Source organism: Clostridium sp. AF19-22AC, assembly GCF_003479085.1.
GTDB classification, from domain to species: domain Bacteria; phylum Bacillota; class Clostridia; order Lachnospirales; family Lachnospiraceae; genus Faecalicatena_A; species Faecalicatena_A orotica.
In genome coordinates, this window is record NZ_QUGN01000006.1 from 33,351 (window position 1) to 47,187 (window position 13,837).

Here is a 13,837-nt window from a genome sequence, read left to right on the forward strand (position 1 = left end):
GTAAGGAGGATTTGGATTTATGTCCAAAAAAGTATATACAATCGTGGGAAACTGGGGCTTTGCTCCTGCACCGAAGGGGATTTCCACATTTCACTATGATATGGAGGACGGAACGCTCGAAGCAATTGAGACGATCCATCCGGATATTGCAGCCGGACAGCTCTGTCTGGATGCAGAGAGAATGGTTCTCTATGCAGTGAATGAATGTGGGGAACGCAGGGGCGAAATTGGAGGAGGGGGCTATGTGCTTTCTTTTTCCATTAACCCGGAAACCGGAAAACTGACGCTCATGAACGAGCAGGCTTCTCTTTCACCGGAGCCGTCGTATCTGTGCATGAGCCTGAATAAAAAATACCTGATTACATGCCATTGTGCAGACCCCTGGCATGTGACAAAAATCGTGCAGCATGAGGACGGAAGCTACAGCAACGAGGTCCTGTTTGACGATACTGCACTGGTCCTGTTTCCAATTCGGGAAGACGGGACGATCGGACCGCCATGTGATGTATTGATTACGGAAGGCACGGGGGGAAAAGGACCCAATTCACAGCGCAATGTGGACCCGGTGACAAACCATATCCAGATGGTGGAAGTGATCTCCAGACTGCACGCTGTCATTGGGGCGCCGGGGAAGAATTTCTTCGTGGCATGTGACAAGGGAATGGATAAACTGATTACATTCAGGGTGGATGAGGAACAGGGGAAACTGGTGAAGCTGGATGAGTATACGGTAGAAGAAGTGGCAAGTTTCCCGCGCTATGGGGCTTTTCATCCGGAACTTCCGGTATTCTATTCCAACAATGAAAATCTGGCACTGCTCAATTGTTTCCGTTACGATGAAGGCGGCAGGCTGGAACTGTATGATAAGATTTCCCTGCTGTTTGAAGAAGTTGGCATGATAGACGGGAAACCGGTCGGAGCGCAGGATATACTCGTGCATCCAAACGGAAAAACCCTGTATGTCACCCTGTGCGGACTGAACGATATCGTTACGGTCTCACTGGATGAAGAGGGCAGGCCCAGACTGGTACAGCACATCAGCAGCGAGGGGGAGCTTCCGAGAGGAATCTGTCTGTCCCCGGATGAGCGGTTTTTACTATCAGGAAATATGGTGTCAGGAGATATTACGGTGTTCAGAGTCCTGAAGGATGGAACGCTTGAATATACAGGCAGGAAATATGAGGCAGTGTCACCGTCGGCAATCCGGATGCTGGCAGCAGGGAGTAAACAGTAGCAATTAAGAAACTAAAAATAGTGTAAAAGAAAGAAGGAATTGAACATGAGTTATTCAAAATTACCGGAATTATTTCCGGAGGAAAAAGCAATGCCGCTGGCAAAATATTATTATGATTACCCGATGAAGGATTTGCCGGAGGATTTAAAGAAACAGATTTTCGGGCCTCCTATGGATGTTGAAGATGCGGTGAAGCCAGAGTGCTTTCTGGACTGGCTCAAGCCGTGCGGGGAGTATGAAAAGGTGGAAAACGGATACTGCATGCTGCCGGATGGGAGCGGGTATATCTGTACTTATATGAAGATACCGGAATCTGTTGAGATGAAAAAGATATTCTGGTACCTGAACTGGCTTAATATCCATTCTAAGAGCATGGTTTTAGGACATGGGAACCTGAGATATAAAATCTGGAATCCGGCAGACCACTGGGACCACTATTTTGTAAACTGGACAGACAAAACCGATGGCATTCATACGACAGAAAGCCTTGATCTCGGGGAAGGTGACAGGCAGTATGATACGATCAGGCATGCCTTTAACCTGAGGGAATTCGGGCTGACAGATGAGCGGATCGAAGAGATAAAGGCCTCCGGCTGCAATGTAAATGAAACCTCAGACTGGGAGTCCTTCGACGAGCCGGGAGCACATCTGACACTCGGACAGATTCGTCCGTGCCCGGAAGGGGGATTTGAGAGAAGGTCCGTAGAATGGATTGGATGGCGTCCTGCAAAGGGGGGAGAACTGATCCGTGAAACACGCACGAAATGTGATGAAGCATATCTGCGCAAGGTGGCATACCATACTCTGCTTGAATGGCATCATCTTCTGGACTTTATTAATGACTTATATGAGGAGTATCATGACCAGCCGGCTGATGCAGACTGATGTCTCCCCTGAACGGAGCGTGCAAATGTGAAAAAAGGCAGATTAGGCGTTTTGATTTACCCGGACAAGATGTTTTATAAAGAAGTGGCAGTCATTGCAATCCCGGTGGCTTTACAGGGGCTGATCACGATAGGCGTCAATATAGCCGACACTCTGATGATCGGGATGCTGGGGGAGCGGCAGCTGTCTGCATCTGCACTGGCTACACAATATTTGAATATGTTCCACAGCTTTTGCATGGGGCTGAGCATGGGGGCATCCGTGCTCGCCTCCCGGTATTGGGGCATGAAGGAATTTCGGTCCCTTAAGAAAACCATTGCGATAATGTTCAGGTGCTGTCTTTTGATGGTGTTATTTTTTACTGCAACGACACTGCTGATTCCGAACCAGATTATGCATATGTATACAGGGGAGGAAGATGTGATTGCATATGGAGTCGAGTATCTGAAATTCTGTACGTGGAGTTATCTCTTTTACGGCATGTCCTTAACGACGACCATTATTCTGCGCAGCATGAAGAAGGTGAAGATTCCCTTGATTGTCTCTGTCCTGTCGTTTTTAATCAACATAGCGGGAAACTATATCCTGATGTTCGGAAAACTGGGAATCCCTGCAATGGGAATCGGAGGGGCGGCATTGAGTACGCTCTTGGTAAGGATTTTTGAATTTGTAATGATTTGCGGCTATTTATTTGTGGTGGAGGATGTACTGAGATTCCGGGTCAGGGACTTGTTTATGAAGGCGGGGGACCTGTTTCCGGAATATATCAGGATCGGATTCCCGGTGCTGGTCAGTGATGTTGTACTGGCCCTTGGCAATAACGTAGTCATGATGATCATCGGGCGCATGGGCGCGGCATTTGTGGCTGCCAATGCAATCACCGCGGTAGTGGACCGTTTATGCAATATCTTCATACAGGGAGTATCCCAGGGGAGTGCGGTCGTCACCGGCAACACTCTGGGACGCGGCGAAGTGGAAAATGTAGAACGTCAGGGCTGGGCATTTTTAGGGATCGGAATTGTTCTTGGGCTGGCATCGGCAGTAATTCTGCTGATTATAAAGGAGCCGGTGATCCAGATATACCATTTAACAGAGGAGACTGCGGATATTACGAGGCAGTTGTTATGGGCAATGAGCCTTATGGTGATTTTTCTTTCTGCAAACCATATTCTGACGAAAGGTGCGCTGCGTGGAGGCGGTGACACAAAAGCACTGATGGTGGCAGATAATATTTTCTTATGGATTGTGTCCATACCGTTAGGGTTTATAGCGGGACTGGTACTCAATATGCCCCCGTTCTGGGTCTACGTATGTCTGAAGATGGAGAATCCCCTAAAAACGGTCTGGTGTATCTCACGTCTCAGGAGTAAGAAATGGATTAAGAAAATTAATGCAGTATAGAGGAGCAAGGATATGGATGGAAGTATAAAAGCCGCTGACAGGGAAAAATCAAAGATTAGAATTGGAAATCAGGAGATTCGGATAGGTGTGGGGATTATCATATGTCTTTTTATTTCCTGGTTTCTGCCGCAGATACAGCGTCTGGCGGCGTGTACCGCTGTTGTTATGTGTACCCAGGAAATCAATCAGGGAACCCTGAAGTCGGGGCTGACCCGTATGAAGGGAGTAATCTGCGGCGGGGCGGCAGGCATAGCCGTAGTCCTGATAGATAATGTCATACAGATAGAGTTTGTGTTTTTCCTGCTTTGCGGGCTCGGAATTGTGCTGAATCTGTTTATTTGCAGGATGATCCATATGCCTCCTGTAACTGACCGGGTCAGTGCGATTACATTCTGTCTGGTAGTACTGCTGGCGGAAGGGAACGGGCGCATATTCTATGCGGTAAACCGTTTCATCGGAACACTGGCGGGGGCATTGGTAGCACTCATTCTTACTGCTGTCTGGTGTTCGTTTCAAAAAAAAGGGCGTAATAAAACAGCAGACAGTTGAAGCGTGGGTAAGAATGAAGTAAAATATATCATAAGGTAAAACATTTCGGAAAAGAGGTGTGGGAAAATGTTCGGAAGCTATAAGGAAACAGAAGACACAACAGAGGTTACCCGTTCCAATGCGGTTGTAAAAAAGGAGAATTCTATTATTAAGACCTATGAACAGCCGGTGCTTCCGGCATTGACCAGAATCATTTTCTGGCTTATGCTGATTTTAATGCTGGCAATGCTTCTGGTAGATATCAATGCATTTGCCCGTTATGATGCCCATCTTGGAGTTGCACATCTGATTTATAATATATCCGTGACCGGATTCTGGGGATGGATGTTTTTTTCTATTATACTCGTGTCCTTAAGCGAACTGGGGATGAACCAGAACCGGAAAATGTTCTGGAAACGGAAGGGAGAGAGCGAAAAATTACCACAGGATGATAACACAAAGGCAAGGAATGAGCGGGCACTGAAGAGGCTGAACCGGGGGTATATGCGGTATATCAAGGTCAGCCTGACAGGGCTTGGCATCTGGGCCATTGTCTATATAGCGGGTATATTTTTACATTGAAAAAAGACAAGTTTCACGATCCGGTTTTATATTCCTGAATAAGGAAAGTAGTCTGAATCGTGAAACTTAATAATGTATTCATCATTGTTCTGCGTAAGTCCGGAACAGTTGTATTTTCTGCCGGGCTGTCTTTATCACCTCATTCCGCCCTTCTTCCATGTATTCACGGATCGCTGCATTTTCCCCGTATATTTTAAAACCGCGCAGGATTCCCCTGTTAAAAGCATGATTCAAATCCGTCCCGATGTTAATCTTGGATACGCCCAGACTGCAAAGCTTAAGTATATCCTCATCCGGTGTGCAGGAGGCCCCGTGTACAACTGCGGGACAGGGCAGGGTCCGGAAGATTTGTCCGGCCCGCTCAAAATCAATGACCGGGGTGGATGAATAGACTCCGTGTGCAGTGCCAATAGAGACGGCGAGTGCATCTACACCGGTAAGACGAACGAACTCGATTGCCTTTTCGGGATCGGTCATACCGGAATTTCTAATTTCCAGCGGAGCATCCGCATCAAAAATGGTACCCAATTCTGCCTCGACCGAAACATTTTTTGCATGTGCATATTTCACGACTTTCTTTGTATCCTCTACGTTTTCATAGAAATCATTCTTCGATAAATCAATCATAACACCCGTAAAACCCTGTTCAATACAGCTGACTGCCTGTTCATAGCTTTGCCCGTGGTCCAGACTGATGCTGACCGGAACAGTGCAGTGTTCCGAAGCAGTTCTGGCAAGGGATGTCATGAAGTCAGCACCGGCGAATTCCAGATCCGCATGGTACAACTGGATGATTAAAGGGGAGCCTTCCATCTCTGCGGCTCGTGTAATGGCCTGAATGGTTTCCATGTCTGCGACGTTAAAAGCTGGTACGGCATAATGATATTTTCTGGCCTCATTGAGCATTTTTTGAAAAGGTACTAAACTCATTTGCTTTTCCTCCATTTGTGTATTTTTTAGAAATTAATAAGATTCTAACACGTTATTGTGTCGAAAACAATAAAAATATTAGACAAAAATACTAAAAATATCAAAAATAAAATTTGGATATTGACATATAAGTTGATAATAGATAGAATAATATTATCGAAAAAGAAATAATAAACAGGAGGAAGCCAATGAAAAAGCAGATATCTATTGCGGCAGACCTGGGAGCCAGCGGCGGAAAGATGGCCCGGGGATCTTTCAATGGAGAACATCTTGAAATTGGAGATTATTTTGATTTCCCAAACCAGCCGCTGTCACTGAACCGCAATCTGTACTGGGATTTGTTTGATCTCTATAAAAGCATATTAAAAGGAATTGATTATTACTCCAAAGAACAGGGGGCGGTCTCGGTCGGTATTGATACGTGGGGGGCGAGCTATGGATTTCTGGATAAAAGGGGACGGCTTCTGGAGCCTGTTTATCATTACCGGGATATGCGGACGGAACAGTCCCTTGAGAAGTCATGGGAAGTGCTTCCTAAGAAAAAGTTGTTTGAACTCACTGGATGCCAGCCCAACCGTTCTTATACACTGCCGCAGCTTTATTCATACATAGAGCACGGAGACCGGATCATAGAACTGGCGGATAAGATGCTTTTTCTGCCGGACCTGCTTGGATATTTCCTCTGTGGAGAGGTGTCAACTGAGCGTTCCATTGCAGGAACATCGGGACTGATGAAGCCGGAACAGGATGACTGGGCGGGGGATGTATTCCGGTATCTGGGGATACCGGACAGAATGCTGACAGACATTGTTGATACGGGGAGTATAAAAGGCAGGGTTCTCCCGGAAATCGCCGCGGTTACGAGGACGGCAGAGACAATGGTCATTGCAGTGCCCGGACATGACACGGCATCGGCGGTAGTCGGAATCCCCGGATTCGGTGTGAATCAGGTGTACTTAAGTATCGGTACCAATATTAATATGGGAATCGAGCTTTCACGCAGCATGGTCAGTGACAAGGTATATGAAGGTGGATTTAAAAATGCGGGAGTTATCGAAGACCGTAAGATTCTGTATCGAGATTTTGCAGCATTCTGGCTTTTAAATGAACTGAGAAGAACATGGAAAACCGAGGGGCACGATTATGGGTATGAGACAGTCATGGCGATGGCACTTTCCTGTGAATCAAAGCGGGTTTATGTCGATGCCGATGATACAGAACTAAATAATGCGGGCGGAAACGCAAAAGAGAAAATCAACAGCTTTCTTATGAGGACCGGGCAGCAGACCTTACAGACGGATGCAGAATTTGTACGCTGTATACTGGAAAGTATTGCACTGAAAGTGATGTACTGTGTTGAATATATGAAGCATGTGCTTGAGATTCCTGTAGAGAAAGTGTCGGGAGTCAATGGCGGAAGCCGGAACTATGTGCTGATGCAGATGATCAGCGATGCCCTGGGGGTGCCTGTTTATGGGGGGATGCCATATGCAACACTGGCCGGAAACATCATGACACAGATGTACTCCAGAGGGGAAGTGGCAACTGTCGGGGAGATCCGCCAATTGTCCGGAAATTCGTTTAAAATGAGGGAATACCAGCCTGATACCGCAAAGAGGGCGCGGTGGAAGGAAGATTTGCAGAGAATGACAGAGAAAGGAATCTGCAAATAATATATGCCAATGCGGGCATGCAAAATGAAGGAGGAGAAAGATGAGTGGAACTTACAGAGAGAGAATGAAAGAACTGGGAATTTCGGAGGAGGTGGTGCAGCAGGTGCTGGCCGTGGCCAAACGTATGGACGATAAGGGCCTTGTAAATTCTTTTGCGGGAAATATCTCGGCAAAGGTGGACGGCAAAATCTATATTACCCCGACAGGGCAGAATAAGGGGCTTCTGACACCGGAAAAGATTGCAGTCGTAAATCAGGACGGGGAGCGTATCTTTGGGATGAAAGAGACATCAGAGATCATCATGCACAGTATGGCTTATGAAATTTGTGAAGAAAATGGCTGGGACGTGGGAGGTGTAGTACACAGCCATTCCAGAGTACTGACTGCATTCTCTATGGCTGGACTGGATGTGGAGACAACGGCACTGCCGGAGATGATGGGCAACTTCCATAAGATTCCATGTGCACCATACGGGGCTCCTGGCACAAAGTTCATTATGACAATGGCAGAACCTTATTTTGCAGAGGGCTACAGAATCGTACTGCTGGGTAATCATGGCAGCCTTGCAGTAGGCAGGACCGTGGAGGAGGCTATGAATGTTGTGGAAGCATGTGAGTCTATAGCAGAGCAGATTCTGATTACAAAATATATTCTTGGCGGGGAAGCTTCACTGGATGTCGATGAAATAGCAAGATTTTTTGATATTTACAAAGAAAACCGTTCAGGGAGAGTAAAGTAACAGGAAAGGATTCTACTTCCAATGCCGGAAGAGAAGCATAGAAACGCAGAAACATGTAAAAAAGATGGAGGAAAAAAGTATGAAGTTGAAAAAAGTGGCAAGTGTATTGTTAGCATTGACAATGGTTGTAGGACTGGCAGCATGCGGCAGTTCTTCAGACGGCGGCAGTAAGGGCGGCGATACAAAAAGCAGCGAAAGCAAGGACAGCGGGACAGAAAAAACAAAGTTAACGATGTGGTCATGGTCCCCGATCACACGTACGTGTGATAAAATGATTGAGGCTTTTGAAAAAGAAAATCCTGATATTGAAATTGAGTTTACATATTATAACTACGATCCGGAATACCTGTCAGCGTTGTCTGCAGCCGCGGCATCAGACAATCTTCCGGACATTATCGGCCTTCAGCCGGGGTCCTTGACCGCCCAATATGCAGATTACCTTATGGATTATTCTTCTTATGCACAGGATGAATGGGGTGAAAGCTGGAAAGATAATTATCCGGAGATGATTGCAGACCAGATCCAGATGGGAAATAAGTCCGGCGATGAGGGCAATTATATTCTCCCGGTAGAGGCACAGGTAATTTCTATTGTTTACAACAAGAACGTATTTAAGAAATATAACCTTGATATTCCGAAAACATATGATGAATTCAAGGCAGTCTGCAAAACACTCAATGACAATGGAGTTGCACCGCTGTTCTTTGGCGGGGCAAACGGATGGCAGTGTGTCAACATGTTTACAATGCTCTGCTCACAATTAGATACAACAATGTTTGATAAGGCCCAGGCAGGTGAAATCAAATGGACAGATCCTTCTATTGTAGAGGCAATGAGCAACTTCAAGCTCCTGTTCGATGACGGAATTGTCCAGACGGGTGCAATGTCTGCGGATGCAAATACAAACGGAACACCTGCATTTGTATCTGATTCAGCAGCTATGATGGCGCTTGGATCATGGTGGTGTCAGGAATTTACGGCAGAAGACCCTGCAACAACGATTGCAGACTGGGATTTTGGATTCTTCTATCTGCCAGCTGTAGGAACAGCTAAAAATCCGGCAACTCCGGTAGGCGGAATTGATTTCGGCTATGGTATCACAAAGAATTGTAAAAATCCTGATGCTGCATGGAAAGCACTCAAATCATTCAGCGCAGGCGCCGGTATTCAGGCATGTGTGGACGATGTTAACAACCTTCCGGCTTTCAAGGGAATCGAGCCAAAGAATGATAAATTAAATAAAGATCTGGTTGAGCAGTATAACAGCTTCTCGGAAGACCTGAACAGCGCGATGAATCAGAGAATTGGCGAGCCTACTATTGAAACTGCACTGCAGAATGCACTTGCAGGTGTCGGCTCAGGAGAACTTACACCGGAACAGGGATGTCAGGCAGTACAGGATGCACAGGACGCATTATAAAAATCAGGGGGGAGCTGTCCATAGTTATGGACTTCTCCCCTATTTAAACACAACGGCGTGAACATTTTCGGCAATGCGGCCGGAAGGAGGAGAAAAGATGAGCAACAAGGCAGCAAAGACAAAAGTGAAGAAAAAATATAATATCCCGGGATATTTGTTCATTCTTCCATCTGTCCTGTTCTTCCTATTTTATATTTTATATCCGATAGGGTTCGTAGGCTGGAGCAGTTTGTTCAGCTGGTCTACCCTGAAAAATATGACTTTTGTCGGGATGGAAAATTATCACAGAATTTTTCAGGATAAAGTATTTTTGACCACAATGAGGAATTCTCTCTTCTGGATTATCACGACAGTGCCGATTCAGGCAGGTATCGGATTCTTTCTTGCATATATTATAGAAGAACAGCTCAGAAAAGGGAGAGGGATATTCAGAACAGTATTCTTCCTTCCGGTAGTTACGTCGGTAGTCGTGGTAGCTATTGTATGGGGGAAAATGCTGCAGCCGTATCAGGGTATTATTACACATTATCTGTCGGTCCTTGGAATCGGTGGACAGGTTAATATTCTGGGGATGCCGGGTACCGCAATTTTTGGATGTATTATAGCCAACATATGGGAATGGACGGGGTGGTCCATGATCATGTATGTGGCCGGAATGTCGCAGATTTCTGAAGATATGAAAGAAGCGGCGAAAATAGATGGAGCGACGAGATGGAAGGAAATTATATATATTTATTTTCCGTCACTGGCATCCACGCATAAGTCGCTTCTGATGCTGGGCATAATTGGTTCCCTCCAGACCTTTGGCCTGATCTATACTATGACGGGGGGCGGCCCTAATCATGCCTCAGAGATGCCCGGGACTTATATTTTCCAGTCCGGCTTTACAAACCAGCAGATGGGATATGCATCCGCGCTGTCAGTCGTTATATTATTATTTGCACTGGTGCTTACCGTATTTCAGGTGAAAGGGCTCGGGGCAGGAGAGTTTATGCGGAAGGAGGCGGATTAACCCATGACGGCAAAAGAAAAACGAAAACAGGTTATATGGAGTATCGTTCTTATCATCATTACATTAATTTTTATGGTTCCGCTGATTTTTATGGTCAGTATGTCTCTTCGGACACCAGATACAATCGGGCTGCCGCAGCTGTTTATATCTGACGTTACGTTTAAAAACTATGCCAATGTACTGAAACAAAATCCGGACCTTTGGAAAAATTTTATGGGCAGTGTCATCGTTACGGTCACATCGGTAGCACTTGTAACGATTTGTGCGAGTATGGCGGTGTTCGGATTTTCAAGAAAGAATGTGCATGGAAAGGTACTGATTTATAATATCCTGCTTTGTACTCTGATGGTGCCTATCGCAGGTCTGGTAGTCCCGATTACGCAGCTGAACAGCAGGCTCGGCTGGATCAACAACTATCTGGGGCTGATTTTCCCATATGCAGCACTCGGAATCCCGTTCGCCATCACGATTCTTCAGGGATTTATGGTAGGAATCCCAGAGGAACTGGAAGAGGCCGCGGTGATTGACGGCTGCGGAATCATCAGATTGTTTCTACAGATTGTATGCCCGCTTCTGAAGCCGGGAATCGTGGTCATTGTCATCTGGCAGTTCCTGACTTCGTGGAATGAGTTCTTTCTTGCAATGTGTACGCTGACGAAGGATTCAGTCAAGACACTGCCGCTCATCGCACAACAGTATAACGGAGCTTATTTCAGCCAGCCGGGTACATTATTTGCGGCCCTGACATTAATTACAATACCAATGCTTGTTTTCTATATGATTGTTCAGAAGCAATTTGTCAAAGGTCTGACAGCGGGAGCAGTGAAGGGGTAAAAGTATTACGGAAAAGCCTTAGAAATAGGCGTTAAACCTTGCATGCAGGATGGATTAAGGGTATGATATATGGGAAATATAGTATCTGTTTGTATTTCCGGGCAGATATGAAATTCATATAAAATTCATGAATCCGAGAGGTTGAGGGTATGAGCAGGGAATCCATCATGGAAAGTCGCAAATATTATCAGCGTAATAAAATGCTGAGTATTATCCGTTATCAAAAGGATGTTTCCAGATATGATGTGAAAAAAGCGACGGCATATAGTATGACTACAGTATTGAACACCATTGACGAGATGCTGGGTGAAGGTTTGATTTATGAGGAGGAGTGTGCAGAGGCAAGAGTTGGGCGCAAACCGGTGTGGCTGCGGATCAATCCGGACGGAGGATACTTCATTGGCCTGGAATTCAATGGCAGGATCATGCACTGTGTTGTTCTGGATTTTGCAGGTAATGTAATATATACAAAAGGGAGCGAGATTGCGGAGTCTCAGACCCATGCGGATGCGGTTCTGGAAATGCTGAAAGAAAATATTTACCGGGCAATGGACATCCTGCATGGTAAAAAGGGAAAAGTGCTTGGAATCGGTCTGGGCGTGCCCGGATACAGCAATAAGAAGAAGGGACTTGCTATTTCATACAGCCACATCAAAGGCTGGGATAATATACCGCTTAAGAAAATGATTGAAGAAGAGTTCGGGCTTCCGTGCTACATGGAGAACAATGTGAGCGGTATGATATATGCATATAAATGTCTGGTATATAACGGGAAATGCGAAGATATGCTGTTTGTATCTGTCCGTACAGGTGCCCGTGTCATGCCGATTATTAATAACATGCCGGTCAGCAGTGTCAACGGATTTCCGGGGGAACTCGGTCACGTGAAAGTAAGCGGGGGGAGCCGCATCTGTTCATGCGGGCGTTACGGGTGTCTGAATACGGAGGTATCGGATTATGCGATTGTGAGTAAGATTAAAGAAGGAATCCGGGTAGGGCGGTTTCAGGAAATTGCGGAGATGGTGAACGGTGACCTGAGTGACATCACGATTGTAACTTTTGTGGATTCTGTACTTTTAAAGCATCCTGATTCTTTGAATTTGATGAAGCAGGTGGCGGGCTATCTGGGGGAGACATTCAGCATGCTCGTGAATATATTCGCCCCCAGAAAGATTGTTTTTTATGGCGAGATGGTCAGGATTGGTGAGCCGTTTTTCGAAATACTGAGAAAATGCGTGAAAGAAAACTCCCTGAAAGAAAATTACAAAGGACTGCAGATACTTGGCTCTGAATTTGGCCGGGATTTAGGGGCCATAGGTGCGGCGGCGCTGGTTATGCAGGAAGAATTTGACTTTGTAGAGAAGACGATATAAAAATATATGTATAAAGAAAAGCTGTTGTAAAACGTGGTCTATCTTAAAGAATTTTAGAGATGCGCTTTGTAACAGCTTTTTGTTATCATTTATTATCTACATGTTATCAACACATTTCTTGGCTCAATATCAAGAAAGCATATTGTATTCTGACGGCAGACGTGCTATTCTAAATCTGCTCATGGAAATTCTATCCATGAAAACAGGGAATCAAAAAATTCAAATGGTCTGAAGTGACCATCTGGAAGGGGAAATCCCCCCAAATTATCAGTTCATTATTAACAGATGGGTTCCGTTTATATAGAGAAGGGGCTTGATTATACCTGTTATATTACTTATACTCAAAGTATACCCAAAGGACATCCAGTACTTGCCCTGTGGGCGGCAGGTATTCTCGCAGACTATTTAAAGAAGAAGGGCAGTGAGGTGATTAATATGCTGGTAGCCGAATACGATTATGATATGGATATTGAGGTGCAGCGGGAAGAAGCATATATGGAAGGCCGGAATGATAAGTTAATTGAGTTGCTGAAAAAGAAGCTGTCTAAAGGAAAAAGCCCGGAAGAAATTGCGGACGAGTTGGAGGAATCTCTTGAGACGGTTCAAGAACTGATCGCAGCATTAAAGGAATCTGAAAATATTTAAAACCGTCTCATTGCATGTCTTTTATAAATGGTCTATCCTGTAATCAGGAGGTGATACATATGGCAAATGAAGATAAAAAGGATTTTAATGCAATGCTGATGAAGGACAATGGGATGCCTAAGATTCAGATTATCACAGATGAGGCTACGATTAAGAAATATGGCGGAGAAAAGATGTACTTTGCCCCGCCCCGCACGTATGATGAGATTATGAGGAGAGTACCATATGGGAAGATTATTACGGTGGGGGAAATCCGTTCTTACCTTGCTAAGAATCATGAGGCAGACTTTACCGATCCGATAACGGCAGGAATCTTTGTGTCAATTGCAGCGTGGGCGAGCTATCAGCGGACAGAAGATGAGACGCCATACTGGCGGACACTGAAGGCGAATGGGGAATTAAATTCCAAGTATCCGGGAGGTATAGAAGCCCAGAAGGAGAAGCTGGAGGCGGAAGGACATACGGTTATCCAGAGAGGGCGTAAGAATATCAAATATTACGTTCAGGATTACGAGGAGGCGATGTTTGAAATACTATGATAGATTTTTTGGGGGGGCAGTGACAGGAAGGTGGATTAGATT

General features: G+C 45.5%; 14 protein-coding genes. 13 read left to right on the forward strand and 1 reads right to left on the reverse strand.

Annotated features, from left to right (window positions below):
• The first annotated feature begins 19 nt into the window (after window positions 1-19).
• The 5 genes from DWX43_RS08620 to DWX43_RS08640 all read left to right on the forward strand — a co-directional run bounded on the left by DWX43_RS08620 (window position 20) and on the right by DWX43_RS08640 (window position 4,630).
• Window positions 20-1,234: a beta-propeller fold lactonase family protein gene (locus tag DWX43_RS08620; RefSeq protein ID WP_118620018.1), complete on the forward strand. Its 1,215-nt coding sequence runs from the start codon at window positions 20-22 to the stop codon at window positions 1,232-1,234.
• Between the two features lie 45 nt (window positions 1,235-1,279).
• Window positions 1,280-2,119, forward strand: coding sequence for a hypothetical protein (locus DWX43_RS08625; protein WP_118620019.1), 840 nt, complete (start codon window positions 1,280-1,282; stop codon window positions 2,117-2,119).
• A 27-nt stretch (window positions 2,120-2,146) separates the two neighbouring features.
• Window positions 2,147-3,520, forward strand: coding sequence for an MATE family efflux transporter (locus DWX43_RS08630; RefSeq protein ID WP_243099281.1), 1,374 nt, complete (start codon window positions 2,147-2,149; stop codon window positions 3,518-3,520).
• A gap of 12 nt (window positions 3,521-3,532) precedes the next feature.
• Window positions 3,533-4,069, forward strand: coding sequence for an FUSC family protein (locus DWX43_RS08635; RefSeq protein ID WP_118620020.1), 537 nt, complete (start codon window positions 3,533-3,535; stop codon window positions 4,067-4,069).
• A gap of 66 nt (window positions 4,070-4,135) precedes the next feature.
• On the forward strand, window positions 4,136-4,630 hold the full coding sequence (locus DWX43_RS08640) for a hypothetical protein (RefSeq protein ID WP_118620021.1): 495 nt from the start codon (window positions 4,136-4,138) through the stop codon (window positions 4,628-4,630).
• A gap of 81 nt (window positions 4,631-4,711) precedes the next feature.
• Here the strand turns inward: DWX43_RS08640 and DWX43_RS08645 are convergent, their stop codons facing one another.
• Window positions 4,712-5,560 carry a class II fructose-bisphosphate aldolase gene (locus tag DWX43_RS08645; RefSeq protein WP_182440655.1) on the reverse strand — a complete coding sequence of 283 codons (849 nt, stop codon included), beginning with the start codon at window positions 5,558-5,560 and terminating at the stop codon, window positions 4,712-4,714.
• A gap of 188 nt (window positions 5,561-5,748) precedes the next feature.
• Between DWX43_RS08645 and DWX43_RS08650 the strand changes: the two genes are divergently transcribed.
• The 8 genes from DWX43_RS08650 to DWX43_RS08685 all read left to right on the forward strand — a co-directional run bounded on the left by DWX43_RS08650 (window position 5,749) and on the right by DWX43_RS08685 (window position 13,795).
• Entirely contained in the window at window positions 5,749-7,233 is a 1,485-nt protein-coding gene (locus DWX43_RS08650; RefSeq protein WP_118620023.1) for an FGGY-family carbohydrate kinase, read from the forward strand.
• A gap of 40 nt (window positions 7,234-7,273) precedes the next feature.
• Window positions 7,274-7,972 carry a class II aldolase/adducin family protein gene (locus DWX43_RS08655; RefSeq protein WP_242996023.1) on the forward strand — a complete coding sequence of 233 codons (699 nt, stop codon included), beginning with the start codon at window positions 7,274-7,276 and terminating at the stop codon, window positions 7,970-7,972.
• Between the two features lie 79 nt (window positions 7,973-8,051).
• Entirely contained in the window at window positions 8,052-9,392 is a 1,341-nt protein-coding gene (locus tag DWX43_RS08660) for an extracellular solute-binding protein (protein WP_182440656.1), read from the forward strand.
• Window positions 9,393-9,489: 97 nt separating this feature from the next.
• Window positions 9,490-10,404, forward strand: a complete 915-nt coding sequence (locus DWX43_RS08665; RefSeq protein ID WP_182440657.1) for a sugar ABC transporter permease — start codon at window positions 9,490-9,492, stop codon at window positions 10,402-10,404.
• Window positions 10,405-10,407: 3 nt separating this feature from the next.
• Window positions 10,408-11,238 (forward strand): carbohydrate ABC transporter permease, encoded by an 831-nt coding sequence (locus DWX43_RS08670; RefSeq protein ID WP_109730932.1) that lies wholly within the window; start codon window positions 10,408-10,410, stop codon window positions 11,236-11,238.
• A gap of 167 nt (window positions 11,239-11,405) precedes the next feature.
• Entirely contained in the window at window positions 11,406-12,611 is a 1,206-nt protein-coding gene (locus DWX43_RS08675; RefSeq protein ID WP_181368644.1) for an ROK family protein, read from the forward strand.
• A 285-nt stretch (window positions 12,612-12,896) separates the two neighbouring features.
• A complete protein-coding gene (locus DWX43_RS08680) occupies window positions 12,897-13,256 on the forward strand; it encodes a hypothetical protein (RefSeq protein ID WP_118620026.1) in 360 nt (119 codons plus the stop codon).
• A 59-nt stretch (window positions 13,257-13,315) separates the two neighbouring features.
• Window positions 13,316-13,795 carry an MGMT family protein gene (locus DWX43_RS08685; protein WP_118620027.1) on the forward strand — a complete coding sequence of 160 codons (480 nt, stop codon included), beginning with the start codon at window positions 13,316-13,318 and terminating at the stop codon, window positions 13,793-13,795.
• Window positions 13,796-13,837: the final 42 nt, after the last annotated feature.

Bases quoted from the DNA above. Each gene is read 5' to 3' on its own strand.
- DWX43_RS08620 (WP_118620018.1), top strand. From the start codon at position 20: ATGTCCAAAAAAGTATATACAATCGTGGGAAACTGGGGCTTTGCTCCT.
- DWX43_RS08625 (WP_118620019.1), top strand. From the start codon at position 1,280: ATGAGTTATTCAAAATTACCGGAATTATTTCCGGAGGAAAAAGCAATG.
- DWX43_RS08635 (WP_118620020.1), top strand. From the start codon at position 3,533: ATGGATGGAAGTATAAAAGCCGCTGACAGGGAAAAATCAAAGATTAGA.
- DWX43_RS08640 (WP_118620021.1), top strand. From the start codon at position 4,136: ATGTTCGGAAGCTATAAGGAAACAGAAGACACAACAGAGGTTACCCGT.
- DWX43_RS08645 (WP_182440655.1), bottom strand. From the start codon at position 5,560: ATGAGTTTAGTACCTTTTCAAAAAATGCTCAATGAGGCCAGAAAATAT.
- DWX43_RS08650 (WP_118620023.1), top strand. From the start codon at position 5,749: ATGAAAAAGCAGATATCTATTGCGGCAGACCTGGGAGCCAGCGGCGGA.
- DWX43_RS08655 (WP_242996023.1), top strand. From the start codon at position 7,274: ATGAGTGGAACTTACAGAGAGAGAATGAAAGAACTGGGAATTTCGGAG.
- DWX43_RS08660 (WP_182440656.1), top strand. From the start codon at position 8,052: ATGAAGTTGAAAAAAGTGGCAAGTGTATTGTTAGCATTGACAATGGTT.
- DWX43_RS08665 (WP_182440657.1), top strand. From the start codon at position 9,490: ATGAGCAACAAGGCAGCAAAGACAAAAGTGAAGAAAAAATATAATATC.
- DWX43_RS08670 (WP_109730932.1), top strand. From the start codon at position 10,408: ATGACGGCAAAAGAAAAACGAAAACAGGTTATATGGAGTATCGTTCTT.
- DWX43_RS08675 (WP_181368644.1), top strand. From the start codon at position 11,406: ATGGAAAGTCGCAAATATTATCAGCGTAATAAAATGCTGAGTATTATC.
- DWX43_RS08680 (WP_118620026.1), top strand. From the start codon at position 12,897: ATGGGTTCCGTTTATATAGAGAAGGGGCTTGATTATACCTGTTATATT.
- DWX43_RS08685 (WP_118620027.1), top strand. From the start codon at position 13,316: ATGGCAAATGAAGATAAAAAGGATTTTAATGCAATGCTGATGAAGGAC.